This window comes from Pseudomonas sp. S3_A09 (assembly GCF_054668065.1).
Genome location: NZ_CP162752.1, coordinates 4830372 through 4856665 on the forward strand (window position 1 = coordinate 4830372; position 26294 = coordinate 4856665).

At 60.9% G+C, this 26294-nt stretch carries 21 protein-coding genes, 1 tRNA gene and 2 pseudogenes; 18 read left to right on the top strand and 6 right to left on the bottom strand.

Annotation, left to right across the window (positions count from 1 at the left end; translation table 11 throughout):
* Position 1 precedes the first annotated feature (1 nt).
* Positions 2 to 3616, top strand: coding sequence for a transporter substrate-binding domain-containing protein (locus AB4N92_RS22755; protein WP_198832172.1), 3615 nt, complete (start codon positions 2 to 4; stop codon positions 3614 to 3616).
* 134 nt (positions 3617 to 3750) lie between these two features.
* Positions 3751 to 4176: a hypothetical protein gene (locus AB4N92_RS22760; RefSeq protein ID WP_010211288.1), complete on the top strand. Its 426-nt coding sequence runs from the start codon at positions 3751 to 3753 to the stop codon at positions 4174 to 4176.
* Here the strand turns inward: AB4N92_RS22760 and dkgB are convergent.
* The gene (gene dkgB, locus AB4N92_RS22765) at positions 4173 to 4991 is read right to left on the bottom strand and encodes a 2,5-didehydrogluconate reductase DkgB (protein ID WP_021493368.1); all 819 of its coding nucleotides are present in this window, start codon (positions 4989 to 4991) and stop codon (positions 4173 to 4175) included. The genes AB4N92_RS22760 and dkgB overlap by 4 nt on opposite strands.
* Before the next feature lie 255 nt (positions 4992 to 5246).
* Between dkgB and AB4N92_RS22770 the strand changes: the two genes are divergently transcribed.
* The 6 genes from AB4N92_RS22770 to AB4N92_RS22795 all read left to right on the top strand — a co-directional run bounded on the left by AB4N92_RS22770 (position 5247) and on the right by AB4N92_RS22795 (position 12531).
* The gene (locus tag AB4N92_RS22770; protein ID WP_010211286.1) at positions 5247 to 5885 is read left to right on the top strand and encodes a TetR family transcriptional regulator C-terminal domain-containing protein; all 639 of its coding nucleotides are present in this window, start codon (positions 5247 to 5249) and stop codon (positions 5883 to 5885) included.
* Between the two features lie 152 nt (positions 5886 to 6037).
* Positions 6038 to 6829, top strand: coding sequence for an enoyl-CoA hydratase/isomerase family protein (locus tag AB4N92_RS22775; RefSeq protein ID WP_045792303.1), 792 nt, complete (start codon positions 6038 to 6040; stop codon positions 6827 to 6829).
* A gap of 27 nt (positions 6830 to 6856) precedes the next feature.
* The gene (locus tag AB4N92_RS22780) at positions 6857 to 8017 is read left to right on the top strand and encodes an acyl-CoA dehydrogenase family protein (protein WP_010211284.1); all 1161 of its coding nucleotides are present in this window, start codon (positions 6857 to 6859) and stop codon (positions 8015 to 8017) included.
* 16 nt (positions 8018 to 8033) lie between these two features.
* Positions 8034 to 10142 (top strand): acetate--CoA ligase family protein, encoded by a 2109-nt coding sequence (locus AB4N92_RS22785; RefSeq protein ID WP_010211283.1) that lies wholly within the window; start codon positions 8034 to 8036, stop codon positions 10140 to 10142.
* Complete coding sequence (locus AB4N92_RS22790; protein WP_010211282.1) at positions 10132 to 11739, top strand: 5-guanidino-2-oxopentanoate decarboxylase; 1608 nt, start codon at positions 10132 to 10134, stop codon at positions 11737 to 11739. The genes AB4N92_RS22785 and AB4N92_RS22790 overlap by 11 nt, the downstream gene beginning before the upstream one ends.
* A 90-nt stretch (positions 11740 to 11829) precedes the next feature.
* Positions 11830 to 12531: an NAD(P)H-dependent oxidoreductase gene (locus AB4N92_RS22795; protein WP_010211281.1), complete on the top strand. Its 702-nt coding sequence runs from the start codon at positions 11830 to 11832 to the stop codon at positions 12529 to 12531.
* Positions 12532 to 12550: 19 nt separating this feature from the next.
* Here the strand turns inward: AB4N92_RS22795 and AB4N92_RS22800 are convergent, their stop codons facing one another.
* Positions 12551 to 13630, bottom strand: coding sequence for a 3-deoxy-7-phosphoheptulonate synthase (locus AB4N92_RS22800; protein WP_021493367.1), 1080 nt, complete (start codon positions 13628 to 13630; stop codon positions 12551 to 12553).
* Between the two features lie 612 nt (positions 13631 to 14242).
* Here AB4N92_RS22800 and AB4N92_RS22805 point away from each other — a divergent pair.
* A complete protein-coding gene (locus tag AB4N92_RS22805) occupies positions 14243 to 14674 on the top strand; it encodes a GNAT family N-acetyltransferase (protein ID WP_010211279.1) in 432 nt (143 codons plus the stop codon).
* Between the two features lie 35 nt (positions 14675 to 14709).
* Here AB4N92_RS22805 and AB4N92_RS22810 read toward each other — a convergent pair.
* A pseudogene (locus tag AB4N92_RS22810) lies at positions 14710 to 14860 on the bottom strand (helix-turn-helix domain-containing protein); the annotation flags it as partial.
* A gap of 112 nt (positions 14861 to 14972) precedes the next feature.
* On the opposite strand from AB4N92_RS22810, the gene AB4N92_RS22815 reads away from it, so the two are divergent.
* The 8 genes and pseudogenes from AB4N92_RS22815 to AB4N92_RS22850 all read left to right on the top strand — a co-directional run bounded on the left by AB4N92_RS22815 (position 14973) and on the right by AB4N92_RS22850 (position 20350).
* The gene (locus AB4N92_RS22815; RefSeq protein WP_010211278.1) at positions 14973 to 15338 is read left to right on the top strand and encodes a helix-turn-helix domain-containing protein; all 366 of its coding nucleotides are present in this window, start codon (positions 14973 to 14975) and stop codon (positions 15336 to 15338) included.
* A 151-nt stretch (positions 15339 to 15489) separates the two neighbouring features.
* Positions 15490 to 16131 (top strand): response regulator transcription factor GacA, encoded by a 642-nt coding sequence (gene gacA / locus AB4N92_RS22820; RefSeq protein WP_010211277.1) that lies wholly within the window; start codon positions 15490 to 15492, stop codon positions 16129 to 16131.
* A 1-nt stretch (position 16132) separates the two neighbouring features.
* Complete coding sequence (gene uvrC / locus AB4N92_RS22825) at positions 16133 to 17956, top strand: excinuclease ABC subunit UvrC (protein WP_010211276.1); 1824 nt, start codon at positions 16133 to 16135, stop codon at positions 17954 to 17956.
* A 32-nt stretch (positions 17957 to 17988) separates the two neighbouring features.
* Positions 17989 to 18549 (top strand): CDP-diacylglycerol--glycerol-3-phosphate 3-phosphatidyltransferase, encoded by a 561-nt coding sequence (gene pgsA, locus AB4N92_RS22830; protein ID WP_010211263.1) that lies wholly within the window; start codon positions 17989 to 17991, stop codon positions 18547 to 18549.
* A gap of 63 nt (positions 18550 to 18612) precedes the next feature.
* Positions 18613 to 18688: transfer RNA gene (locus AB4N92_RS22835), tRNA-Gly, on the top strand.
* A 49-nt stretch (positions 18689 to 18737) separates the two neighbouring features.
* A pseudogene (locus AB4N92_RS22840) lies at positions 18738 to 18863 on the top strand (hypothetical protein); the annotation flags it as partial.
* 208 nt (positions 18864 to 19071) lie between these two features.
* Complete coding sequence (locus tag AB4N92_RS22845; RefSeq protein ID WP_181195576.1) at positions 19072 to 19986, top strand: tetratricopeptide repeat protein; 915 nt, start codon at positions 19072 to 19074, stop codon at positions 19984 to 19986.
* Between the two features lie 52 nt (positions 19987 to 20038).
* Positions 20039 to 20350, top strand: coding sequence for a YdcA family protein (locus AB4N92_RS22850; RefSeq protein ID WP_021493365.1), 312 nt, complete (start codon positions 20039 to 20041; stop codon positions 20348 to 20350).
* A gap of 204 nt (positions 20351 to 20554) precedes the next feature.
* On the opposite strand, the gene AB4N92_RS22855 is transcribed toward AB4N92_RS22850, so the two are convergent.
* Both AB4N92_RS22855 and AB4N92_RS22860 read right to left on the bottom strand, forming a co-directional pair.
* Positions 20555 to 22780: an ATP-binding protein gene (locus AB4N92_RS22855; protein ID WP_010211260.1), complete on the bottom strand. Its 2226-nt coding sequence runs from the start codon at positions 22778 to 22780 to the stop codon at positions 20555 to 20557.
* 157 nt (positions 22781 to 22937) lie between these two features.
* Positions 22938 to 23207, bottom strand: coding sequence for a hypothetical protein (locus tag AB4N92_RS22860; protein ID WP_010211259.1), 270 nt, complete (start codon positions 23205 to 23207; stop codon positions 22938 to 22940).
* Positions 23208 to 23505: 298 nt separating this feature from the next.
* Here AB4N92_RS22860 and AB4N92_RS22865 point away from each other — a divergent pair, with 298 nt between their 5' ends.
* Positions 23506 to 24177 carry a TetR/AcrR family transcriptional regulator gene (locus AB4N92_RS22865; protein ID WP_010211258.1) on the top strand — a complete coding sequence of 224 codons (672 nt, stop codon included), beginning with the start codon at positions 23506 to 23508 and terminating at the stop codon, positions 24175 to 24177.
* Here the strand turns inward: AB4N92_RS22865 and AB4N92_RS22870 are convergent.
* Positions 24174 to 26210 carry an NADH:flavin oxidoreductase gene (locus AB4N92_RS22870; RefSeq protein WP_010211257.1) on the bottom strand — a complete coding sequence of 679 codons (2037 nt, stop codon included), beginning with the start codon at positions 26208 to 26210 and terminating at the stop codon, positions 24174 to 24176. The two genes, AB4N92_RS22865 and AB4N92_RS22870, sit on opposite strands and share 4 nt — an antisense overlap.
* Positions 26211 to 26294: the final 84 nt, after the last annotated feature.

Sequence of the window (26294 nt, forward strand, 5' to 3'; positions counted from 1 at the left end):
AATGACGACCACCCGGCTGTTGAGATTCACGGCCATCCTGCTGATCGGGTTGTTTTCCCCTGCAGCGATGGCCCTGGATGAGCCGCACACCCTACAGCTCCTTGGCCACGCGACCCTTGAAAACCCAGGGCTGGAGCTCGATGAGAGCGACTGGCGCTGGTTACGCCAGCGACGCACATTGGTGATGGGGGTGTCGGCGCCGGACTACGCACCTTTTGACTTGAGCAATAACAAGGATTTTGAAGGTATCACCGCTGACTACGCGTGGCTGATCAGCCTCATCTTAAGCGTGCCTATCGAAGTTCGACGCTATGACACCCGCGATGAGGTGATCGAGGCACTCAAGCTGGGCCAAGTGGATTTAGTAGGATCGGCCAATGGTTACGAAGCCGCCGACAAGGGCCTGGTGCTGTCCCGTTCCTACGCCAATGATCAACCCGTGCTGATAACCCGCGCGGGTGACAGTCATTTACTGAGCGCCGACCTGGCCGGCAAACGCGTGGCGATGCTCTACCACTACATGCAACCCGACGCTGTCCAGGCCTATTACCCCAAGGCGCAACTGCTGTTGTATGGCTCGACCCACCAAGCCATCGGCTCCGTGGCGTTTGGTCAGGCGGATGTGTACCTCGGCGACATTATCAGTGCCCGTTATCTGATCAAAAAGAACCACCTCAATAATATCCGTATGGCCGATTTTTCCGGGCTGGAGGTCAATCCGTTCGGGTTTGCTTTCACTGCGGATAACATCCGCCTGCTGAATATCATCAACGCAGCGCTGGCCGTGATCCCCGCCAGTCAGCAAATGAGCATCCTGCGCCGTTGGAGCGCCGCAGACAGTGGGGTTCTGGAGGCAGACCGACTGCGCTTGAGCGACAGTGAGCAGCGCTGGCTGGAGAAGCACCCGCGGGTAAAGGTCGCGGTGCTCGACAAGTTCATGCCGCTGTCATTTTTAGATGAGCGGGGGCAGTTCGTGGGGCTGAGCGACGAGGTATTGTCGCGGATCAGCTTGCGCACGGGCTTGAAGTTCGAGATGGTCCACGGCAATTCGTTAACTCGGCAAATTGATGAGGTCAGCAGCGGGCAAGCGGACATGCTCGCGGTCATCACCCCCAGCGTCGAGCGTGCCGAAAAGGTCCGCTTTACCCGACCTTATCTGTCCAATCCTTACGTGTTGGTGGCGCGTGCCAGTGATGAACGGCTGCTCACCCTGGAAGACATGCCCGGTAAACGCCTGGCGTTCATTGGTGGCAACAGCCTCGGTGCACAGATAGCACGCGACTATCCAGGTATCCAGTTTGTCGACGTCGGGAACCCTGAGGCCGCCATGGACCTGGTCGCGAAGGGGAGTGTCGATGCGACTATCGTGTCGTTGATCAGCGCACGCTACATGATTGCGCGCAATTATCGAGACCGTCTGCGTATCACCACCACGATCGGCACGGAACCGGCACGCATTGCCTTTGGCGTCAACCGCAGCCAACTGGAGCTGTATTCGATCCTCGAGAAGGCGTTGTTGAGTATCACACCTGAGGAAATGGACGAACTGAGCAACCGTTGGCGCAGTGAGATCATCATTGATGACAGCTACTGGAGCAGCCATCGCAATGTGATCATCCAGGGGTTTGGCCTGGCTGCGTTGCTGCTGCTGGTGACCCTGGGCTGGGTGCTCTACCTGCGCAACTTGATCCACAAGCGTGCCCAGGCAGAACAGGCCTTGAGCGACCAGATGCGGTTCATGAGCGTGCTGATCGACGGCACTCCCCATCCGATCTACGTGCGCGATCGCCAAGGCCGCTTGATGGCTTGCAACAACGCTTACCTGGATGTGTTTGGCTTCAAGTTGGAGGACGTGATCGGCAAGACCGTGGTGCAAACCGACACGGGCAACCCGCCGCAGGCTCAGTCGTTCCATGCCGATTACTTGAGCCTGATGGAGCGCGGCGAGCCGCAGATCCAGGATCGCGTGCTCAAGGTGCCGGGTGGCGGTGTGCTGACTATTTACCAGTGGATGCTGCCGTACCGTGACAGCAACGGCGCCGTCGTGGGCATGATTGCCGGTTGGGTGGATGTCAGCGAACGTCAGCGCCTGCTTGGCCAACTGCAGGAAGCCAAGGAGGAAGCGGACGCCGCCAACCGTGCCAAAACGACGTTCCTGGCGATCATGAGCCATGAGATCCGCACCCCCATGAATGCGGTGATTGGCATGATCGAATTGGCCCAGAAAAACGCCGAGCAGGGCCGTGTCGATCAGGATGCGTTGGAGGTGGCTTCGATGGCATCCCGGAGCATGCTGGAGTTGATCGGCGATATCCTGGACATTGCGCGCATTGAAACCGGTCACCTGTCCCTGAGCCTGGAACAGGCCAATCTCCATGAGTTGTTGGCGTCCGTAGCGCGGGTGTTCGAAGGGCTGGCGCGGGACAAGGGGCTGCTGCTGCAAGTCGAGCTCGACCCGATGATCGACCGGGCGGTGCTGATCGACCCTTTGCGTTTCAAGCAAGTGGTGTCCAACCTGCTGGGCAACGCTATCAAGTTTACCGCCACCGGGCAGGTGCGCCTGGGGGCCCAGAGCACACCGACATTGGCCGGTGATCACTTGAGCCTCAGGTTGTGTGTGGAGGATACGGGGATTGGCATCAGTGCCGAAGATCAGCAGCGCTTGTTCAGCCCCTTTATCCAAGGCAGCAACAACGACCAGTCGGCGCGCAGCGGTTCTGGCCTGGGGTTGGTGATCAGCCGCAACCTGTGCGAAATGATGGGCGGCCAATTGCATTTGAGCAGTGTGTTGGGCAAGGGGACGAGGGTGGACCTGACGTTGACGCTGGCCACGGCCACGGCCACACCGGTTTACGCACCTGCGCCTCCCGCGCCTGCGACTCACGCGTTGAACCTCCTGGTGGTTGACGACTACCCGGCCAACCGTCTGTTGTTAGCTCGGCAACTGAGCTTCCTGGGGCATCGCATCGTCACGGCCGAAGACGGCGCCGAGGGTTTTGCGCTCTGGCAGGACGGGCAGTTTGATGGCGTGATCACTGATAGCAACATGCCGATCATGGATGGCTATACATTGGCACGTGATATCCGTGCCCAAGAGCGCCAGCGTGGGCTGGTGCCATGCCTGTTGCTGGGGTTCACCGCCAACGCCCAGCCCGAGGAGACCGAGCGCTGCCGGCAGGCGGGCATGGACGGCTGTCTCTTCAAACCGACCGGCCTCGATGATCTGCGCACGGCATTGGCATCGCGCACCGCGGCGCCGGAGGAGAAAGAGGTCGTGCCGGTATGTGACTTGAGTACGCTGGTCGCCCTGACAGGGGGCGATACTGCTGGGCTCAACGAGTTGCTGGCGCCATTGCTCGACAGCCTGGCAGAGGACCGCTTGGTGCTATCGACGCTGAGAGCACGCACGGATTTCGGCAAGTTGCATGACCTGGCCCATCGCGTCAAAGGTGGGGCTCGTATGGTCAAGTCGCAGGCGCTGGTCGCTTGTTGTGAAACGCTGGAGGACGTGTGTGAAAGGAGGGACCGTGATGCGTTGGCGGCTACGGTTGACGCGATTGGCCATGCCATGGATCGCTTGCATCACAGCTTGAGCACGTGCATCAAGCAGTCTTGACCCAGGTGGCTAGCCATTCGGTGGATTTGGGAGAACTCCTACGTTGGACGGGAATAAGCCTGATTTTGTCCTCGGGATATGTCTGGAAAATGGGCCTCGCTCACTGACGAGCGCTGCATGCCCAGGGTTCCGCCATGCCAAACAAAGCATTGACCATACTGATTGCCGATGAACAACACCTGCAACGCCTGCATATCGAAAAAATGCTCAACCGGTTGGGGTACTTCCGAATCGTACCGGTGGAAACCCTTGAAGAGGTCCTGTTGCTCACCGCCATCCCGGCCCGGCCGTTTGATGTGCTGATCATCAATTCGGGGCTGACGGCCCACGCTTGCGGGCCTCAACCTCAGGCACACCATGTGCTGGTCTACGATTATCTGGACCTGAGCGCCCGCACCGCTGATGCAACCCCGGCGGTGCTGATGCGGCTGCCCGGCATGCCTGATAACGTCAACCTCGAACACTTCATGGACATCATCGACCCACCCGCAGCCACCACCGGCCTGCGCGTGCTGCCGTGGCTGCGGGAGTTATCCCGTGCGCCCGTGGCCGGTGTTTAATCCCACTTTGGCGCGATACCCTTGGGGCTGGTCAGGCGATGGCCGCGTTCCAGTTCGGCAATCTGTGCCATATCGGCAGCGCTCAAGGTCAGTTGCAGGGCCTTGAGGTTGCTTTCCAGGTTGGCGCGCTTGGTCGATGATGGGATCACGGCGTAGCCCAATTGCATGGCCCAGGCCAGTGTCACTTGCGCCGGGGTCGCCTGATGGCGCTCGGCGATTTGCTGGATCACCGGGTCCTTGAGCACCTCGCCGTAGGCCAGGGTCATGTAGGACGTGACCTGAATGCCGTTGGCGGTGGCGAAATCCACGACCTTGCGGTTTTGCAGATAGGGGTGCAGTTCGACCTGGTTGGTAGCGATGTTTTCGGCCCCAACGGCTGCAATCGCCTGTTTCATCAAGTCGACCGTGAAGTTGGAAATGCCGATCTGGCGGGTCAGGCCCAGGTGCTTGGCTTCCAGCAATTGGCCCATGAATTCGGCGACAGGTACCTGGTTTTCCGGTGAGGGCCAGTGAATCAGTGTCAAGTCCAGGTAGTCGGTCTTCAGTTTGCTCAGGCTTTCACGCAGGCTTGGAATCAGCTGGCCTTCGGCGAAGTTGGCGATCCAGATCTTGCTGGTGATAAACAGCTCGTCACGCGGGACGCCACTGTTGGCAATCGCCTGGCCGACGTCGGCTTCGTTCTCGTAGATCTGCGCGGTATCGATCACGCGGTACCCCAGTTCCAGGCCGGTGCTCACGGAATCGATCACCACCTGGCCTTGCAGGCGGAATGTGCCAAGGCCGAAGGCTGGGACGTTTTGCGTTGGGATAGACATCGGTAACTCCTGAAGGGGTGTGAACAATGGCGTTGAGTATCCGCCCGTTGTTCCTTCGGAAAAACCGCCGAATCCGAAAAGGACTCTTTACCGCAAATCACGAATAGCAGCGCCGTGAACAGCTCGCGGCGTGCTATCGATTGGTCGCGCATTGCCGCATGAGCGACCTGAGCTGCGGACGCTGGATCAGGTGTCGCCGGGTTATCGCGACTGATGTAGAGTCGTGCTGCCGTCTCAATCGTAGGAATTCGCCGCATGACCCAGGAATCCCGTTTTTCCCGGATGGACCCGGAAGTGCGCAAGGCCAATCTGGTCCAGGCCACGCTCACGTGCCTCAAGCGTGATGGTTTTCAGGGGGCGTCGATTCGCAAGATCAGTGCCGAGGCCGGGGTGTCGGTGGGATTGATCAGCCATCACTATTCGGGCAAGGACGAACTGGTGGCCGAGGCCTACCGCACCATCACCGATCAGGTCATGAGCCTGCTGCGCGCGACCATGGCCAAGGCGCCGCCTAACCCTCGGGAGCGCCTGTCGGCATTGTTCCGCGGCTCATTTTCCGCCGAATTGCTCGACCCGCACTTGCTGGACGCCTGGCTGGTTTTCTGGGGCGCGGTCAAGACAGCGCCGGCGATCAACCTGGCTCACGAACACTCCTATGGCGAGTACCGCACCATCATGCGTTCGGCCCTGACCGACATGGCCAGGGAGGAGGGCTGGAAGCACTTCGACGCCGATCTGGCCGCCATCGGACTGAGCGCGCTGCTCGATGGGTTGTGGCTGGAGTCGGGGCTCAACCCTGGCACGTTCACGCCGGAGCAGGGCATCCAGATCTGCGAAGCCTGGGTCGATGGCCTGCAGGCCGGTGGGCGCCAGCGTTATCAGCTCAAACCCTGAGCCTTCTCCAGCCGCCTGGACGCACGGTTCAGGCCGGCCGTTTACCCCTCCTGAAAATATTTGCTGATTGCCGATTGCCTTCTTACTGAACACTTGTTTAGTATCGTTTCGTGTCGCACCCCTCAAGCCAACTAAAATAATTCGAGGAAGCCATGACTATCGATTCGCCCGTGCTCACTCAGGTGCAAGCTGGCGTTGCCTGGATCACCCTCAACCGTGGCCCGCAGCGCAATGCCTTGGACATTCCCACCCTCAAGCACCTGCACGCCTTGCTCGATACCTTCAACACCGACCCCGCTGTGCGTGTGGTGGTATTGACCGGCAACGGTCGCAGCTTCTGCGCCGGTGCCGACCTGGCTGAGTGGGCCGCCGCCGAAGCCCGTGGCGCCCTCGAAACTTATGGCTGGACCGACACTGCCCACGCCTTGATGACCCGCCTGCACACCCTCGACAAACCCACGATTGCCGCAATCAACGGCACCGCTGTCGGCGCGGGTATGGACCTGACCCTGTGCTGCGACCTGCGCGTCGCCGCCCAATCGGCGCGCTTCAAGGCCGGTTACACCAGCATGGCCTACTCGCCGGATGCCGGTGCCAGTTGGCACTTGCCGCGCCTGATCGGCAGCGAGCAAGCCAAGCGGCTGCTGTTCCTTGACGAGCTATGGAGCGCCGACCGTGCCCTGGCTGCGGGCCTGGTCGGTGAAGTGGTCACGGATGATCACCTGCACGCCCATACCACCGCACTCGCCACGCGCCTGGCCAACGGCCCGACCTTTGCCTTCGCCCAGACCAAGACCCTGATCCGTGACGGCGCCGAGCGCAGCCTGCCCGCGCAACTGCAGGCCGAACTGGCCGCTGGGCTGTTGTGCGGACGCAGCGCCGACGGTACCGAAGCCTTGCGCGCCTCCCTGGAAAAACGCCTTCCGATTTTCAGCGGCAAATAACAACAACACCTCCGAACAGGTAGCGCCATGAATTTCCAACTCAGCCAAGAACAAGACATGTTGGTGGACGCGGTACGCAGTTTTGTTGCCAAGGAATTGTTGCCCCATGAAGAGGCGGTGGACCGTGCCGACGCGGTCTCGCCCGAGCTGGCTGCGCAGATTCGCGACAAGGCCATTGCTGCCGGTTTCTATGCCTTCAACATGCCGGAAGAGGTGGGGGGCGGCGGCCTGGATTACCTGTCCCAGGCCCTGATCGAGCGGGAGCTGTCCAAAGTCTCGTGGGCCTTGCATGTGTTTGTCGCGCGGCCGTCCAAGATCCTGATGGCGTGCACCGGCTCACAGATTGGCGACTACCTGTTGCCCTGTGTGCAAGGCAAGAAAGTCGACTGTTTTGCCTTGACCGAACCCGGCGCCGGTTCCGATGCCAACGCCATCAAGACCCGCGCCGTGCGCAGTGGCGATGACTTCGTAATCAATGGCAGCAAGCACTTTATCAGCCATGCCGGGCACGCCGATTTTGCCATCGTGTTCGCGGTCACCGATACCTACGAACACAATGGCCGGCAGCGCAATGCCGTGACCTCGTTCCTGGTCGATCGTGGCACCCCCGGCATGACCATCCGCCGTGGCCCCAAGTGCGTAAGCAACCGGGGTTATCACACCTATGAAATGTTCTTCGATGACTGCCGCGTCCCGGCTTCCAAGGTGCTGGGCGAAGTGGGCAAAGGCTGGGAGGTGGCCAATGCCTGGCTCACGGCCGGCCGTGTGATGGTGGCCGCCAACTGCGTCGGCCAGGCCCAGCGCGCCCTGGATGTGTCGTTGCAATGGGCGGCGGACCGCAAGCAGTTCGGCCAGCCGATCGGCACCTACCAAGGCGTGAGCTTCAAGCTGGCCGACATGGCCACACAGATCCGGGCCGCTGAACTGCTGACCCTGCACACTGCCTGGAAGATGGATCAGGGCAGCATGACCGATGGCGAGGCCGGCATGGCCAAGCTGTTCGCCAGTGAAACCCTGGGCAAGGTCGCCGATGAGGCGGTGCAGATTTTTGGCGGTATGGGCTTGATGGATGAAGGGCCGGTTGAACGTATCTGGCGTAACGCACGGATCGAGCGGATCTGGGAAGGCACTTCGGAAATCCAGCGCCATATCATCGCCCGTGAACTGTTGCGGCCGCTGTTGCGCTGATCGGCGAGGAGAGCGTATGTCCCAGGCTATTCGCGACAATCTCAAACGCCTGCTGGCGCCCCGGCACCTGGCTTTCGTTGGTGGACGCAGCATGGCGCGTGCGCTCAAGCGCTGTGCCGACGGCGGATTTACCGGGCCGATGTGGTTGGTCAACCCGCAGCATGACAGCCTTGATGGCATCCCCTGCGTGCGCCGCGTGACCGATTTACCGTGCGGGCCGGATGCGGTGTTTATCGCCACCAATCGCGAGTTGACGCTGACCTGCGTGGCTGAGCTAGCCGCTATCGGCACGGGTGGTGCCATATGCTACGCCTCCGGTTTTGCCGAGACGGGGGCCGGCGGTGCAGCTCTGCAGCAGCAACTTCTGAAGGCTGCGGGCGATATGGCCTTGCTTGGCCCCAACTGCTACGGCCTGCTTGACTACCTGCACTGCTCGGCGCTGTGGCCGGTGGCCCATGGCGGCAAGTCGGTAGAGAAGGGCGTGGCGGTGCTCACCCAGAGCGGCAACTTCGCCTACAACCTGTCGATGAGCGACCGTTCGCTGCCAGTGGCCTACATGGCCTCGGTCGGTAATCAGGCGCAACTGGGCGTTGCCGAGCTGATGGACGTGTTGCTCGATGAGCCGCGCGTCACCGCCATCGGCCTGCATTTGGAAGGCTTGAAGAATGTGCCGGGGTTTGCCCGAGCAGCGCACAAGGCGTTGGAGAAAGGCATTCCGATCATTGCGCTGAAAACCGGCGTGTCGCAGATCGGTGCGGAACTGGCCTTGAGTCACACCAGTTCGCTGTCGGGCTCCGACGCGCTGTACGACAGCTTGTTTGCGCGCCTGGGCGTGATCCGCGTCAGCGGCCCCGTGAGTTTTGTCGAAACCCTGAAGGCCGCCGCGTGCGGCAATCTTCCGGAGGGGAATCGCTTGATTGCACTGGCCTGTTCTGGTGGCGATGCGGGGCTGATTGCCGACTACGCCGAACGCAATCACCTGGCCTTGCCGACACTGGACGACGACCAACGTGCTGAACTGGCCCAGGTGCTGCCCAGTTACGCCAACCTGGTCAATCCGCTGGATTTCACCACCGCCATCTGGGGCGACCGTGATGCCCTCGACGCGATGCTCGACACCGTGCTGCGAACCGCCGCCGACGCCGCCATGCTAGTGCTGGATTACCCGGCCGAATTCACGGGTGAGCGCAAGGAGTGCGACCTGTTGCTGGAGCTGTTCTGCGCCGCGCTCGGTCGCCATGGCAAGACCGGGTTCGTCACTTCGGCACTTCCCGAACTGTTGCCGCCCCATGCCCGCGAGCGCCTGCATGCTCAGGGAATTGCTGCGCTGCAAGGCGTAGAGGATGCATTGGCCGCTTGGGGGCGGATTGCCGACTACCCGCGCAACCGCCGCGTGTTGCTGGAGCGAGGAGAATCGATCCTCGAACCGTTGTGCCCAAAAGCCCTGGATGACAGAGGCGAGGCCTTGGACGAATGGGCCTCCAAGCAAGCCTTGCGTGCATTCGGCCTTACGACACCGGCCGGCGTATTGAGTACGCCGGGCAGGGCGGTCAGCGATGCAGAAATGCTGGGCTATCCCCTGGTGCTCAAGGCGGTCAGCGCGCAGTTGCCGCATAAAACCGAGGCCGGTGCCGTGGTGCTGAACCTGCAAAACGGCAGGGCCCTGACCGCTGCACTTGAGCAGATGCGCGCGCACATCTCGGCTTATGCACCGCATGTCGTCTTCGATCAATTGCTGCTGGAGTCGATGGCTACACCGCCGTTGGCGGAGTTGATCGTGGGCATCAAACGCGAAAACGACTTTGGCCTGGCCCTGGTCATCGGCGCCGGCGGCATCCTGGTGGAGTTGCTCAAGGACAGCCGCAGCCTGTTGTTGCCGACCACCGACAGTGCCATCCGCAACGCCTTGCTCAGCCTGCGCAGCGCAGCATTGCTGCAAGGTTTTCGCGGGCGTGAAGTGGCGGATCTGGACGCCCTGGTGACGGCCATTCGTGCCGTGGCCGACTACGCCTGCGCCAATGCCGGGCAGTTGCTGGAGCTGGATGTGAACCCATTGTTGGTCAATGCCCAGGGCGCCACGGCGGTCGATGCGTTGATCCGTCTAGGAGATGAACATGTACGATAAAGCGATGACCGGTGGCCAGGCCCTGGTGCGACTGCTGGCCAACTATGGCGTCGACACGGTATTCGGCATTCCCGGTGTGCACACCCTGGAGCTGTATCGCGGCCTGCCCGGTAGCGGCATTCGCCATGTGCTGACGCGCCATGAGCAAGGTGCCGGCTTTATGGCTGATGGCTACGCGCGGGTCAGCGGCAAGCCGGGGGTGTGTTTTGTGATCACCGGCCCCGGCGTGACCAATGCCGCCACCGCTATTGGCCAGGCCTATGCCGATTCGATTCCGATGCTGGTGATTTCCAGCGTCAACAGCACCGTCAGCCTCGGCAAGGGCTGGGGCATCCTGCATGAGACCCAGGACCAGCGCGCGATCACGGCGCCGATCACCGCGTTTTCGGCGGTCGCTCTGAGCGCTGAGGACTTGCCTGAACTGGTCGCCCGTGCCTACGCCATCTTCGACAGCGAGCGACCCCGCCCGGTGCATATCTCGGTGCCGCTGGACGTGTTGGCCGCGCCAATCCAGCGCGATTGGAGCAACGAGGTCGTACGCCGGCCAGATCGCGGTTTGCCGCCGGCCAAAGCCCTGGATCAGGGCGCGGCCAAACTCGCGGCAGCCAAACGCCCAATGATCATCGCCGGAGGCGGTGCGTTGGCGGCTGGCGAGGCATTGCAGCGCTTGAGCACGCAGTTGGCGGCGCCGTTCTTCACCAGCGTGGCCGGCAAGGGTTTACTGCCTGTCAATGACCCGCTGAATGCCGGTTCCACCCTCTGCGTCGAACCCGGGTGGCAACTGATCAGTGAGGCGGATGTGGTGCTGGCGGTGGGCACGGAAATGGCCGATACCGACTATTGGTGTGAGCGTTTGCCTCTCGGCGGCGAGCTACTGCGGGTGGATATCGACGCGCGCAAGTTCAATGATTTCTACCCCTGTGCCGTGGCGCTTAAAGGCGATGCGCAGCAGACCGTGCTGGCCTTGCTGGAACGCCTGCCGACCACCGCGCGCAACGCTGAAGCCGCCATCTCGACAGTGGCGGCGTTGCTGCACGCGATCGAATCGGGGCACGGCCCGTTGCAGTCCATCCACCAAGCCATTCTCGACCGTATTGAAGCCGAATTGCCGGCCAATGCGTTCATCAGCAGTGACATGACCCAGTTGGCCTACACCGGCAATTACGCCTACCGCAGCCGTGCGCCGCGCAGCTGGTTGCATCCTACCGGCTACGGCACCCTGGGCTACGGCCTGCCTGCCGGCATCGGCGCCAAGTTTGGCGCGCCACAACGGCCGGGCCTGGTGTTGGTAGGCGACGGTGGTTTCCTCTATACCGCCCAGGAATTGGCCACCGCCGTGGAAGAACTGGACAGCCCGTTGGTGGTGCTGTTGTGGAACAACGACGCCCTTGGCCAGATTCGTGACGACATGCTGAGCCTCGATATCGCGCCCATCGGCGTGCTGCCCCGCAATCCGGATTTCGCGCTGTTCGCCCAGGCGTTCGGGTGCACCGTGAACCAGCCCCGCAACCTGGATGAATTACAGACGGACCTGCGCAACGCTTTCAAACGCAATGGCGTGACCTTGATCGAGTTGAAACATGCCTGTGCCTGTTGACCTTTGGAGAGACAAGATCAGGGGGGGGACCCCGACTGGCTCGATCATCTGCTGGCCCAACGGGCGGCGCACACTGTTTGAGGACATCCCATGAAGGTTTTGATTGTTCACGCCCATCCTGAACCGCAGTCATTCACCGCGGCCTTGCGCGATCGGGCGGTCGCCACGCTGGAGGGCCTGGGGCATGCGGTAAAGGTCAGCGATTTGTACGCCATGCGGTGGAACCCGGTGGCGTCGGCGGCGGACTTTTCGTCGCGGGAAAATCCGGATTACCTGGTATATGCCCTGGAGCAGCGCCTGGGGGTGAAGAAGCAGTCAATCGCCGCAGATATCCAGGGCGAGTTGGACAAGCTGCTGTGGGCTGACCTGTTGATCCTCAACTTTCCGATCTTCTGGTTCTCGGCGCCGGCGATGCTCAAGGGCTGGATCGACCGGGTGCTGGTGTCGGGGGTGTGTTACGGCGGCAAGCGCTTTTATGATCAGGGCGGGCTGGCGGGCAAACGGGCGATGATCACGGTGACCCTGGGCGGGCGCGAGCATATGTTCGGTGAGGGCGCGATTCATGGGCCGCTGGAGGATATGCTGCGGCCGATTCTGCGCGGGACGTTGGCGTATGTGGGCTATGACGTGCTGGCCCCGTTTGTGGCGTGGCATGTGCCGTACATCAGCGCTGAAGCGCGGCAGGATTTCCTGGTGGCGTATGAGCAGCGGTTGCAAGGGCTGGCGGATGAACAGCCCTTGGTGTTTCCGAAGCTGGCGCAGTTCGATGAGGCGCTATACCCCCTATCCTGAGCGGATTACCGTTTAAATGTCAGTCGGTCTTGCGTTGTTCCCGCAACCTTTCGGCCGCACTGCGCAACAACCGCTCGGTGCCATTCCAGCCCAGGCAACCATCGGTCACCGATACGCCGTATTTCATCGACGCGCTCAGCGGCTGGCAGCCTTCGAACAGATGGCTTTCGAGCATCATGCCGATCAGCGAGGTGTCGCCCTGCAGGCGCTGGTCCAGCACCTCGTTGAACACCGCCGGTTGGCGCAACGGGTCCTTGCCGCTATTGGCGTGGCTGCAATCGACCATGATGCGCGCCGCCACCTTGGACTTGGCCAGATCGTGCTTCACCTGTGCCACGCTTTGCGCATCGTAGTTCGGCCCACGGTGACCTCCGCGCAGCACCAGGTGAGTGTCAGGGTTGCCTGGGGTCTGGATGATCGCCGGGTGGCCCTGGCTGTCGACGCCGAAGTGACGGTGCGGGTGGGACGCCGAGCGCATCGCGTCACAGGCAATTGCGACGCCACCGTCGGTGCCGTTCTTGAAACCCACGGGCATGCCCAGGCCGCTGGCCATCTCGCGGTGGATCTGCGATTCAGTGGTGCGCGCGCCAATCGCGACCCAGCTGAGCAGGTCATCGAAGTAGCCGGCGGCCATGGGTTGCAGCAGCTCCGTGGCGACCGGCAAGCCCAGGCGCAGCATTTCACGCATCAACTGGCGGGACAGCGTGAGGCCGGCGGCCATGTCATCGCTGCCGTCCAGGTGTGGGTCGTAGGCCAGGCCTTTCCAACCAATAGTGGTGCGCGGTTTTTCGACGTAGGCGCGAATCACCAGCAGCATCTGGTCGCTGACTTCGAGCGCGAGCTTCTTTAGGTTGCGCGCGTATTCCATGGCCGACTCAGGGTCGTGGATCGAGCACGGGCCGACAATCACCAGCAAACGCGAATCTTCGCCATTGAGGATGGCGCGCACGGCGTGGCGATGGGCGTGGACTTGTTCGGTGAGGAACGGGCTGAGGGGCAGTTGGTGCTTGAGCTCAAGGGAGCTGGGCAGGCGCTGGGTCAGGGCTTCATTGGCGCTGGTCAGTGCAGAAATCGGCAGAGCGGCGGTGGCGGAGTTCATATTCAAGGCTTCCTGGGCAAGCGGCGGGCTGTTCCCGCGCGCTCTGCCCTACTGGGGTGTTCGACAATTGGCCGTATTGGCTACGTGTGTTGGCTTGCCACCAAGAGGTGACCGATCGGAGGCGGCAGGCTGTCCCGAGCGGAGCTGGCTAAATCGCCATGCGGTGGAGGTGTCGTAGCGGTAATAGGTGGCGTAGTTCATGTCGTGTGTCCTTTAAGTGTTCTGCGAAATTAATAGAGGCCTGAAAAAACAAAACCCCCGGTCGGGGAGCCGACCGGGGGTTTAGATTTCTCTGGTAGGCGACCCCTTGAGTAGTGGGCGCCGATTTCAGGTATCAGGCGCGCCAGTGGCTAAACCAATACCCAAAATAAAAGCTTACTGCTGCGCTCGAACCGTTCACACGGGTAGCCGATACCGCGCGCGGGGCGCTGGTAGCAGGGCAGACCTGAGTGTGGGTGAGTTGCAACATGGTGTGTCTCCAAATGATTGGCAGAGCTTACTTGACGCACACCGGTAGTTTCAATCAGAAATTTCTATTGTCATGGGCTACTTACGACTATGGGGTGAGTGCCGATATGCTGTGGACACTCTAATTGGGATGGATACGGACAGATGGCGTTTCACTTACGCGCAGCCACGGACCTTGACCTGCCGTTCGCACGCACCCTGACCTTTGAGGCTATGAGCCATTACTACCGGCAATACGGGCTGATGTGGTCCAACGATGGTTTTGACGTCGCCTGGGCTGGCCGTGAAAACTGGCTGATCTGCAATGACGACGGGGTGATGGGCTTTGTCAGCCTGAGCCGCGACAGCCGTGCGCTCTACATCCGAGAGCTGCATATGCTCGAAACGTGTCGCAGATTGGGTGCGGGCAGTTGGGTGTTGGAGCAGATGGCGCTCAAGGCGCAGGCGTTGGGTTTGCTGCGTTTGACGGTATTCAAGACCAATCCGGCCAGGCGGCTCTATCAGCGTAGGGGGTTGAGCATTGTCGGTGAGGAGGACTGCTTCTGGCGTATGGAGCGTGTCTGCCCATCCCGCTAAATCATGCAGTCAATCCTAATAGGCGCATACTGGCTTCAGGAGACGACCTCCTGATCGTTGTTTTGGCCATCAGCCTTAATAAAGGATGATCCCTTCTTTCATGCCCAAAAGGACCGCTACCTTATGGGCTTCTCCACGCCGTCCCTTTTTGCGCCCAGCGAGCACTTGATAGGTGGTTGCCGGATTGGCTTATGCAGCATTACGGATTCCGGGCGTAGTTTAAAGCCGTTCAAGTTCGTTTAATAAAGAGATGAGCGTGTCACCTCTTGAGGTGTGCCAAATAGGAGCATGCATTCAAATGAGTGGAATCGGTTCGCGTTTGAGGCAAGAAAGAGAGCGACTTGGCCTGTCGCAAAAAGTCTTTGGTGAAATAGGCGGCGTTGAAGCCAACGCACAAGGCAAATACGAAAGTGGAGGGCGCGTGCCCAAGGCCGACTACTTGTCGCGTGTTGCCGAGAGAGGCGTTGATGTGTTGTACGTGCTGACCGGCGTGATTACGCCGATTCAACTGAAAAACCTCAGCCAGATTGAAGAAAAGGTACTGGGTGACTACCGCGTAATGTTCAAGGAAGACCAGGCTGCTATACGCCGCTTGACGGCAACCCTGGCCGAGCACTCCATTTTGCAGAGTAGAAAAATCAAGCCGCAGCCCCGGAATTCCTGACCTATTGCCCAGCAAATAGAGCCGTTCGCCACTCGGTGGATGGCTACTGTGTGTTCAAACTCTATATATATGACGCTTGCAGCTAGGTCTGCGCCTTGGTTTTTTGCTAAGGTGTTCAGCAACCTATAAGACCATATCGCGAGGTGTCTGCTTGATTAGGGTGCTAGTAGTCGATGACCATGATCTCGTTCGTACAGGCATTACACGAATGCTGGCTGACATCGATGGCCTGCAAGTAGTCGGCCAGGCCGAGTCCGGGGAAGAGTCCCTGATCAAGGCCCGGGAGTTGAAACCCGATGTGGTGCTGATGGACGTCAAGATGCCTGGTATCGGCGGTCTTGGCGCCACGACCAAATTGTTGCGCAGCCATCCGGACATCAAAGTCGTGGTGGTGACTGTGTGTGAAGAAGACCCGTTCCCGACGCGCTTGTTGCAGGCGGGAGCGGCGGGTTACCTGACCAAGGGCGCGGGCTTGGCGGAGATGGTGCAAGCCATTCGCCTGGTGTTTGCCGGCCAGCGCTACATAAGCCCGCAGATTGCCCAGCAATTGGCGATCAAATCCTTCCAACCCGTCAGCGACTCACCGTTCGATGTGCTGTCGGAGCGGGAAATCCAGATCGCCTTGATGATCGTCGGTTGCCAGAAGGTGCAGACCATCTCCGACAAATTGTGCCTATCGCCCAAAACCGTCAACACCTACCGCTATCGCATTTTCGAGAAGCTCGCCATCAGCAGTGATGTTGAATTGACCCTGCTCGCGGTGCGCCACGGCATGGTGGACGCCAGCGCCTGACATGAGCACACCGTTTGATCCAAGTGCCTTTCTCTCAACCTGCAGTGGCCGCCCCGGCGTGTACCGCATGTTCGACAGCGAGGCGCGCCTGCTGTATGTCGGCAAAGCCAAGAACCTGAAGAACCGCCTGGCGAGCTACTTTCGCAAGAGCGGTCTCGCGCCGAAAACCGCCGCGCTGGTGGCGCGCATCGCCCAGGTCGAAACCACCATCACCGCGAATGAAACCGAGGCGCTGCTGCTTGAGCAGACGTTGATCAAGGAGTGGCGCCCGCCCTACAACATCCTGCTGCGCGACGATAAATCCTACCCCTACGTGTTTTTATCCGACGGCAACTTCCCACGGCTGAGCATTCACCGTGGCGCGAAGAAGCAGAAGGGCAAGTATTTCGGCCCGTACCCGAGTGCCGGCGCGATCCGTGAGAGCCTGAGCCTGCTGCAAAAGACCTTTTTTGTGCGCCAGTGCGAAGACAGTTTCTACAAGAACCGCACCCGGCCGTGCCTGCAGTATCAGATCAAGCGCTGCAAGGCGCCTTGCGTGGGCTTGGTCGAGCCGGCCGAGTACGCCGAGGATGTGCGCCACTCGGTGATGTTTCTGGAAGGGCGGAGCAATGCCCTCACCGATGAACTGTCCGGTGCCATGGAGCAGGCCGCCAGCACCCTGGACTTCGAGCGCGCCGCCGAGCTACGTGACCAGATCTCACTGCTACGCCGCGTCCAGGACCAGCAGAGCATGGAGGGCGGCACCGGCGACGTCGATGTGATCGCGGCCTTCGTCAACCCAGGCGGCGCCTGCGTGCACCTCATCAGCGTGCGGGGTGGTCGGGTACTGGGCAGCAAGAACTTTTTCCCACAGACCGGTATCGACGAGGACGTGGCCGAAGTCATGGCGGCCTTCCTTGGGCAGTACTACGTCAGCAGCCCCGAGCGCGATTTGCCGTCGGAGCTGATCGTCAACGTGGTGCATGAAGACTTCCCCACGCTGATCGAGGCGATCCACGAACTGCGCGGCCGTGAGCTGGACATCAGCCACCGCGTGCGTGGCACCCGCGCGCGCTGGCAGCAACTGGCGGTGACCAACGCCGAACAGGCCCTGAGTGCGCGTCTGGCCAATCGACAGCACGTCGCCGCACGCTTCGATGCCCTGGCCGAAGTCCTCAACCTGGACGAACCGCCGCAGCGCCTGGAGTGCTACGACATCAGTCACTCCAGCGGCGAGGCCACCGTGGCGTCGTGCGTGGTGTTTGGTCCGGAAGGGCCGATCAAATCCGATTACCGGCGCTACAACATCGAAGGCGTCACTGCCGGCGATGACTACGCGGCCATGCACCAGGCCCTGACCCGGCGTTTCAGCAAGCTTAAGGACGGCGAGGGCAAACTCCCGGATATCCTGCTGGTGGACGGTGGCAAGGGCCAGTTGTCGATGGCGCGTGACGTGCTCAACGAACTGGCAGTGCCCGACCTGATCCTGCTCGGCGTGGCCAAGGGCGCCACGCGCAAAGCCGGTTTCGAGACGTTGTACTTGAATGATGCCGCCCATGAGTTCACCTTGAAGGGCGACTCACCTGCGCTGCACCTGATTCAACAGATCCGTGACGAAGCCCACCGTTTCGCCATTACCGGTCACCGCGCCCGGCGTGGCAAAACCCGGCGAACCTCAACCCTGGAAGGGGTGGCGGGCGTCGGGCCGACACGGCGACGCGACTTGCTTAAACATTTTGGTGGCTTGCAAGAGCTATCCCGTGCCAGCATTGACGAAATAGCCAAAGCACCCGGTATCAGTAAAAAGCTCGCTGAGTTGATTTATGCGAATCTGCATAGCGAATAGAATGCCTTTCCACCTCGTAGCCAGTTGTGCCGATGAATATCCCTAATCTGATCACCGTTCTACGCGTCCTGCTTATTCCGATTTTCATTCTGTTGTTCTATTTGCCGTACGAATGGAGCTATGCGGCCTCCAGTTCCGTGTTCGCCTTCGCGGCCGCCACCGACTGGCTCGACGGTTATCTGGCCCGGCGCCTGGAGCAGAGCACGCCGTTTGGCGCGTTCCTGGACCCGGTGGCTGACAAGCTCATGGTGGCCGTCGCCCTGGTGTTGCTTGTGCAAGAACACGGCAACCTGTGGCTGACCCTGCCCGCCGCCGTGATCATCGGCCGTGAGATCGTCGTTTCCGCCTTGCGCGAATGGATGGCTGAAATCGGCGCTCGCGCCCACGTGGCCGTTTCCAACATGGGCAAATGGAAAACTGCTGCGCAGATGCTTGCGCTGGTCATCCTGCTAGCCAACCCGTCGCACTTCACCTTCTGGGTCCTGCTGGGCTACGCCTTGCTGCTCGTCGCGGCCGGCCTGACCCTGTGGTCCATGCTCCAGTATTTGCGTGCTGCCTGGCCACATCTGCGCACCACTGTTGAAAAGAAATAAAACTTTTTTGAATCAAAGGGTTGACCGCTTCTGATAATTCTATAGAATGCGCATCACCAAGTCGCGGGAATAGCTCAGTTGGTAGAGCACGACCTTGCCAAGGTCGGGGTCGCGAGTTCGAGTCTCGTTTCCCGCTCCAAACACAAAGAAAAAGCCACTCAATAGAGTGGCTTTTTTTTGCCTGTAATTTGGCTTTTCTACAGGGACCTTCAGCTCGCGCCTGGTGTTGGGCTCCGTGCTTAAACCTCCTGGTATCCAGCGACAGTGATTTCACTCGACTGGCGTCGCGTCTCCGGGAGGGGCGGCACACGGTTTATGGGCTCGGCGAAGCGAAAACCCCACCGCCGTTCGTGCCGGCCTGCGACAAGTATCATTTATACCGAGTTGCTCCGCGAACACGCGTCCGCCTTGAGCAGCAGCGATACACGGGCCGTAGTGCTTTCGGTAAACGTCAAGCCGACCCCGTCGACTTGATTAGTGGCATAATGATTTCACGTGTTTCTCAGTGGACGCATGGATGCCATGTTCAAGACGCTTACTTTTCTACTGCTGTTGATCTCTATCACGGGCTGCCAGAGCCTGACCCGACCCGCCGACTACAACGCTCCACTCGTTGGCCTTCGCTGTATGTGGATCGCCGGCCAGAAGCCGTTTGAGCGAGATAATCTGCGGTATATCGAACGCTACGCGGGTTATGGAAATGCCACGTGCAAGGCCATGCTGGGCAAGTTGTATCAGGAAGGCGGCTACGGCGTCGATCAAGACTTCGGCCAGGCCCATGCGCTATTTGTCGAGGCCGCCCAGCTTGACCCGGCTGTGAATGTGCTCTTGGGGCAGATGGCCGAGCGCGGTGAGGGTGAGCCGGTGGACTATGTCAAGGCACGTGAGTTTTACCGCCTCTCGGGCAAGAACGCCGTGTTGCAACTGGGGCGACTCATGGAGGAGGGCAAGGGTGGCCCGCAGGATTTGCCGGGTGCGCTGGCGCTGTATCTGGATGCGGTCGAACGCTGCCGCGATGACGCCTGGGAGGCGATGAACCGTCTGCGTAGAGCAGGGCAGCCGCTCAATGAAAGCCAGGCCCAGCGTTATCAGCAACTGTGGATGAAAGGTTTCGTCAGTTTGCAGACGCGACGTCTGGCGGTAGGGGAAGTATTCGAGGCCGTCAATGCCTCGGGTGCAGCCAAGACCGTGACGTTGGCGTATCGCTTCAAGTCGGACAGTGGCCTGCCCCAGGTGACGATGGTCAAGGGCTCGGGCGATGCCAATGTGGATCAGTGGATCATGAAGGCCGCGGCGCGAATCACCATGGGCGACTCGGCGCCATTGACTGACAGCTCGGGTGAGATGGAGATCAAATCACCCTTGGTTTTTCCTCCTCAAGACACGCCACGCACGTCACACCTGAATTGGATCTGCGGCAGGAAACCCTGTGCTTGATTGCGTCTTCGCTATCGTTTGAGGGTACGTAATGTCTCGTTCTCATCACCGGATGATCATGCTGGGCGTTGTCCTGATGCTGTCGAGCACGATCAGCCTGGCTGCCAATACGCCTTGCTCAGGTCGCAAGGGTGGGATTGCCGGTTGTGATGGGGACGTATTCCTGTGCAACGACGGCTCCATCAGTGCCTCGAAAAGAAGTTGTCTGGCCTACACCGGTAATCAGCAGTCACGGCCCGCGTTGCAACCGCTGCAAGGTCGTACGGGCAGCTGCGGCTGCGGCAGTGGTACTTACTGCACCGGCCCGCGGGGTGGGGTGTACTGCCTCACGCCCGCCGGACAGAAAAGTTACCGGCGGCGTTGATATCTATCCCACAAGTGTCCGGGCATTCTTTGTGTCCAGAGGCTCGAATGGCTTACACACGTGACCGATTCAAGGCGGCTGAATGGGTGTCGAGGGGCGGATAAATACGCCGGCCGGCAATGCTGGTGTGAGGCGCAATCATCAATCAACGGCTGTCTTTGCGCGATGAATTGAGGGTTGCCCTTCACCGCCTTCACTTGATAGCTACGACTCGATCAACTCCCGCACTCGCGCCGTCAAGGTGTCTATCGCAAACGGCTTGGTCAGCACCTGCATCCCCGGCCCGAGGCTGTTGTCGCCGATGATGGTGCTTTCGGCATAGCCGGTGATGAACAGGGTTTTCAGCGCCGGCCGTACTTCTCGGCCAGCATCGGCCATCTGTCGACCGTTCATGCCGCCGGGCAGGCCGACATCGGTGATCAGCAGGTCGATATGCACGTCGGAGCGCAGGATCTTGAGGCCGGTAATGCTGTCGCTCGCTTCGATCAGGCTGTAATCGAGTCCGCCCAGTACATCCATCAGCAGGGTGCGCACACTGGGTTCATCGTCCACGATCAGGATGGTCTCGCCGCGCTCGGCCGGGGTGGCGCTGGTACTGTCCAGTTCAGGATCGGCCTCGATGGCCTGCCCCTGGTAGCGCGGCAGGTAAAGGCTGATCGCCGTGCCGCGCCCGACCTGCGATGCAATCCGTGCCTGCCCGCCGGATTGCTTGGCGAACCCGTAAATCATCGACAGCCCCAGGCCGGTACCCTGGCCGATGGGCTTGGTGGTAAAGAACGGATCGAACGCCTTGGCCATGATTTCGGGCGTCATGCCCGTGCCGGTGTCGCTGACTGTCAGCGTCAGGTATTCCCCTTCGGTCAAGTCGTGGGCGCTGGCGGTGGCAGCATCCACGCATACATTGGCGGTTTCAATGCGGATACGCCCGCCGTGGGGCATGGCGTCCCGAGCGTTGATGCACAGGTTCAGCAGGGCGTTTTCCAACTGGCTGGCATCCACCAGTGTCGGCCATACGCCGCTGGCACCGAGGGTGTCGACCGTGATGCTGGGGCCTACCGTACGCTGGATAAGTTCGCCCATGCCTTCCATCAGCACGTTCACATCGGTTGGACGTGGGTCCAGGGTCTGCCGGCGCGAGAACGCCAGCAGACGATGGGTCAACGCCGCCGCGCGCTTGGCCGCACCCTGTGCGGTGCTGATGTACTTGTCCACTTCTTGCCAGCGCCCTTGTGCGATGCGCAGCCCGGTAAGTTCCAACGCCCCGGAGATACCTGCGAGCAGGTTGTTGAAGTCATGGGCGAGGCCGCCGGTCAATTGGCCCACGGCTTCCATTTTCTGTGACTGGCGCAGTTTTTCTTCGGCCTGGATCAATTCGACGGTGCGCTCGGCCACGCGTTGTTCCAGGGTTTCATTCAGGGCGCGCAGTGCGGCAGTCGCACGGTCGCGCTCAGCCTCGACAGAGCGGCGACTCTCCACATCGATGACCACGCCCGGCAGCGTCAACGGTGTGCCATCTTCGGCAAGGTCAACGCGCCCATTGGCTTCGATCCAATAATATCGACCGTCATCGCGACGCACGCGGTACTGGTGGGCATAGGCGCCACCCCGGGCAATCGCAGCATGGATGGCCGTGGTCAGTCCCTCCCGGTCTTCCGGGTGTACCGAGGTCATCACCTGCGCGAGGCTAAGGCCCTCATGGCCCAAGGCTGGGTCCACGCCAAAGGCGCGGGCGAAGGCTTCATCGATGCTGAAGCGGTCGCTGGGAATGTCCCAGTGCCAGGTGCCGATGATTGCGCCTGCAGCCAGCGCCAGTTGCACACGCTCCACGTTTTGCCGCGCCACTGCCTCGCTGATGCGCAGACGCTCCTCGGCGTTGCGGCGTTCAGTGACGTCGCTGAAGATAATTGCGATTTGCCGGTCAGCCGGATCACCAACGCGCACCGCGCGTACATCGAACCAGCGCTTGAATGCTTCGGCATAGCTTTCGAAGGTTGCCGGCTCACCGGTCTTGGCCACGTGCCCGTAGGTCTCGAACCAGAACTGTTCCAGGTCCGGCGCGAATTCGGTGACCCACTTGCCGCGCAGGTCGACCCCGGCTTGATGCTCGAAGGCCGGGTTGGCTTCGACGAAGCGGTAGTCGATCGGTCGGTCATCGGCGTCAAACTTGACCTTGACGATGGCGAACGCCGACTCGACCGTCTCCAGGATTGTGCGAAAGCGTTCTTCGCTCTGACGCAGTGCGGTGTGCTCAACGCGCATGCTGGACAGGTCGAGCACCGCCTGGCGGTAGCATGCTTGCGTTTCATCCACAGAGCGCTGCGCCGCGCCATTGCCAGGTGAACCTGACAACGGATCAAGGCCTGCGCCTTCCAGCAGGGCACGCAAATGCAGGACTTGCGCCTCCAGTTCTGCACGAGTCAGGTTTTTCACTGCTGTTTCCATAGACGAGTTAGAGGGGCTCCCAGCCGCTGTATGACCGGCGCCCCTGTCACAGGGTTCAATTGTTGCGGCGCGCGGCATCCCGGCAAGTAACGTCGGGTTTTCCGTAGCTGGCTACTCTTTCAGGTCTGCATCGCGCAGGCGCACATCACCTGTCGCAGCACTGTCCTTGCCGGGGCCTCGACCCCACTGTAGTGCGCCGGATGCGCAGCAGGTCTTGGTACGCTTCAGCGCGTTTCGTCTCGGCCACCCGCTTGGCTTCAGAAAAACGCAGCCAGGCATCGGCATCCGCCAGGCTAGTGTCAATGATGTCGTAGGCGGCTTTCTCCAATCGATCTGCTTCGTAGAACAGTTCGGCATTCCTTGCGAGTTCGTCCGGGACGAAGGGTGTCGATGCTTCACGCGTGTTCGCGGCCATGGCCTTTACCTCAAGGTCGTCGTAGGCGAGCGCGGTGAAGGGCGCCTAGGGTGCCGGGTTCGTAGCTCGCACAAGAACTGACACAAGCCGTTCTTGTGTCTGGGGTCCTGCTTAATGGAGAGGTAAAAGCGCAGAATCGTTCAAGTTAGTGCAAGGTTGGGGGCGTTGAGCCTTCAAACTGCCCAAGCGATGGGTCGGGCAGGGCGTACAGGAAATGTACGTCGATGTACATTCCCTGTGCGCTGCACGTCTTGCGGTGTAGAGTGGCGTGCAATTCCCTGGCAAAGGTAACCCCCGGATGTCGCACACCGCAAAACCGCGAGGCAAGGCCCAGGACACCGGCTGGCGAGGCTCGGTCGACGTGTGGCTGGACGCCGCTTACGCCGCCTTGAAAGAGTCCGGCATCGACGCCGTACGCGTCATGCCACTGGCCAAGCAATTGGGCTTGTCGCGTACCAGTTTCTATTGGTTCTATGAGGACCGCGAGCAATTGCTCGCCGCCTTGCTGACCCGCTGGCGCGACAAGAACACCGGCAACCTGGTGCACCAGTGCGAACGTTATGCCGAGAGTATTTCCGAAGCCATCCTCAACGTCTTCGAGTGCTGGTTGAACCCGGAATTGTTCGACTCGCAATTCGAATTTGCCGTACGCAGTTGGGCGATGCAATCGGCGGACGTCTCGGCAGAAATCGCGTTGGCCGATGACACCCGTATCAACGCGCTGACCGGTATGTTCCGGCGTTTTGGCTACGATGAAGAGGCGGCCGATGTGCGTGCCCGGACCATCTACCTGACGCAGATCGGCTATATCTCGATGAACACCACCGAGGATGTGGTGGTGCGGTTCCGGCGTATTCCCCAGTATGTCAGCGTGTTCACCGGCAAGGCGTTGAAGCGGCGTGAACTGGACCGCTTCTATGGGGCATTTGGCTACGCCGAAACCGCACCGGGCGTATTTGAGCTTTTTTAGAGGTCCTTGACCAAGCGCAACGCATCGTAGATCGCCGCATGGGTATTGCGTGCGGCCACCGCATCGCCGATCCGGAACAACTGGAAGCGGCCCTCGGCGTGGGTCACGATATTCTGCACGTTGCCGGCAATCAAATCGTGCTGCTCGACCGCGCCGCCGTTGCTGGAGTGCGCGCGCAGGTCGAAGTACAGGTCGTCCAGCGGAACCGTGCCATGGTTGATCACCACCTGGTCGACCACCCGCTGTTTGTGCACCGTGCCGTAGTCACTGCCAAAACGGGCGACCAGCCGACCGTCGCGTTTCTCCACCGACTCGACCCGATAGGTCACGGTAAAGATCACGTCCAGGTCCTGCAGGCTGCGCATGTAGGGCACCAGGTTCATGGCCATGACTTCCGGGGCGAACGCGCGGTCCGGGGTGACGATTTCGACGCTCGCGCCGCTTTGCGCAATCACCTCGGCGGCTTGCAGCGCGGCATGGTCGCCGGCATCGTCGAAGATCAACACATGACGCCCCGGTTTGACGTCGCCGGAAATGATGTCCCAGGTCGACACCACCAGTTCATTGCCCTCGGCGAGCACCTCGGTATGGGGCATGCCGCCGGTGGCGACGATTACCACGTCCGGCTCATGGGCCAGCACCGTCTCGGCCTCGGCCCAGGTATTGAAGTGGAATGTCACGCCAAGGCGTTCGCACTGGGCCATGCGCCAGTCGATGATGCCGATCATTTCGCGACGCCGCTCGCTCAGGGCAGTCAGGCGGATTTGCCCGCCGGGCCGGTCTGCCGCTTCCAGTACTGTCACCTCATGACCGCGCTCGCCGGCAACCCTTGCGGCTTCCAGCCCGGCCGGGCCCGTGCCGATAACCAGCACTTTGCGCTTTACGGCCGCCTTGGGAATGTCGTGGGGCATGCTGGTTTCCCGGCCGGTCGCCGCGTTGTGGATACAGTAGGCAGCGCCACCCTGGTAGATGCGGTCCAGGCAGTAGTTGGCGCCGACACAGGGCCGGATATCCTCTTCGCGCCGCTCGATGATCTTGCGCACGATATGTGGGTCGGTCATATGGGCGCGGGTCATGCCGACCATGTCCACCTTGCCCGATGCGATGGCGTAGCGTGCGGTGGCGACGTCCGGGATTTTCGCCGCGTGGAAGGTGGGGAATCCGGTGGACGCGCGGATCTCGCCGGCAAACTCCAGGTGCGGCGAGTTGCGCATGCCCTGGATCGGAATCACGTCGGTCAGGCCCGCGTCCGTATCGATGTGCCCGCGTACCACGTTGAGGAAGTCCACCAGCCCGCTGTCCTTGAGCATGTGCGACACCTGCAGGCCTTCGTTGGCGGTGAACCCGCCCGGCAGCGCTTCGTCACCGGTGTAGCGCACGCCCAGCAGAAAGTCTTCACCGACGCGCTGGCGAATGCCGCGCAGGACGTCGAAGGTAAAGCGCATGCGGTTTTCCAGGGAACCACCGTAAGGGCCCTCTAGCTCGTTGGTCAGTGGCGACCAGAACTGGTCCATCAAATGACCGTAGGCTTGCAGTTCCAGGCCATCCAATCCGGCCGCTTTCATACGCTCGGCGGCGTCGACGTAGTCCTTGATGATCCGCTCGATGTCCCAGTCTTCCAGCTTCTTCGGGAAGGAGCGGTGTGACGCCTCGCGGCGGTGCGAGGGCGAGACCACCGGCAGCCAGTCGGCCTTGTCCCAGCGTGTACGACGGCCCAGGTGCGTTAGCTGAATCATCACCGCCGCGCCGTGTTCGTGGCACTCATCGGTCAGGTCCTTCAACCAGCCGACCACCTCATCTTTGTACGCCAGCACGTTGTTGAACACCGGCGGACTGTCCCGTGATACGGCGGCGGAACCTGCGGTCATGGTCAAGGCCACGCCCGCCTTGGCGCGCTCGACGTGGTAGGCGCGGTATAACGCCTGCGGCATGCCGTCCACCGGGTAGGCCGGTTCGTGGGCCGTGGTCATGATCCGATTGCGCAGGGTCAGGTGCTTGATTTTGTAAGGCTGCAGCAGGGGATCGCTGGACATTATTCTGTGCTCCGTAGTGGGCATCATCAGGCTCGGCGATCTGAAATTAGGATAAATGTACATAGGTGTCAATCATGGTTGACA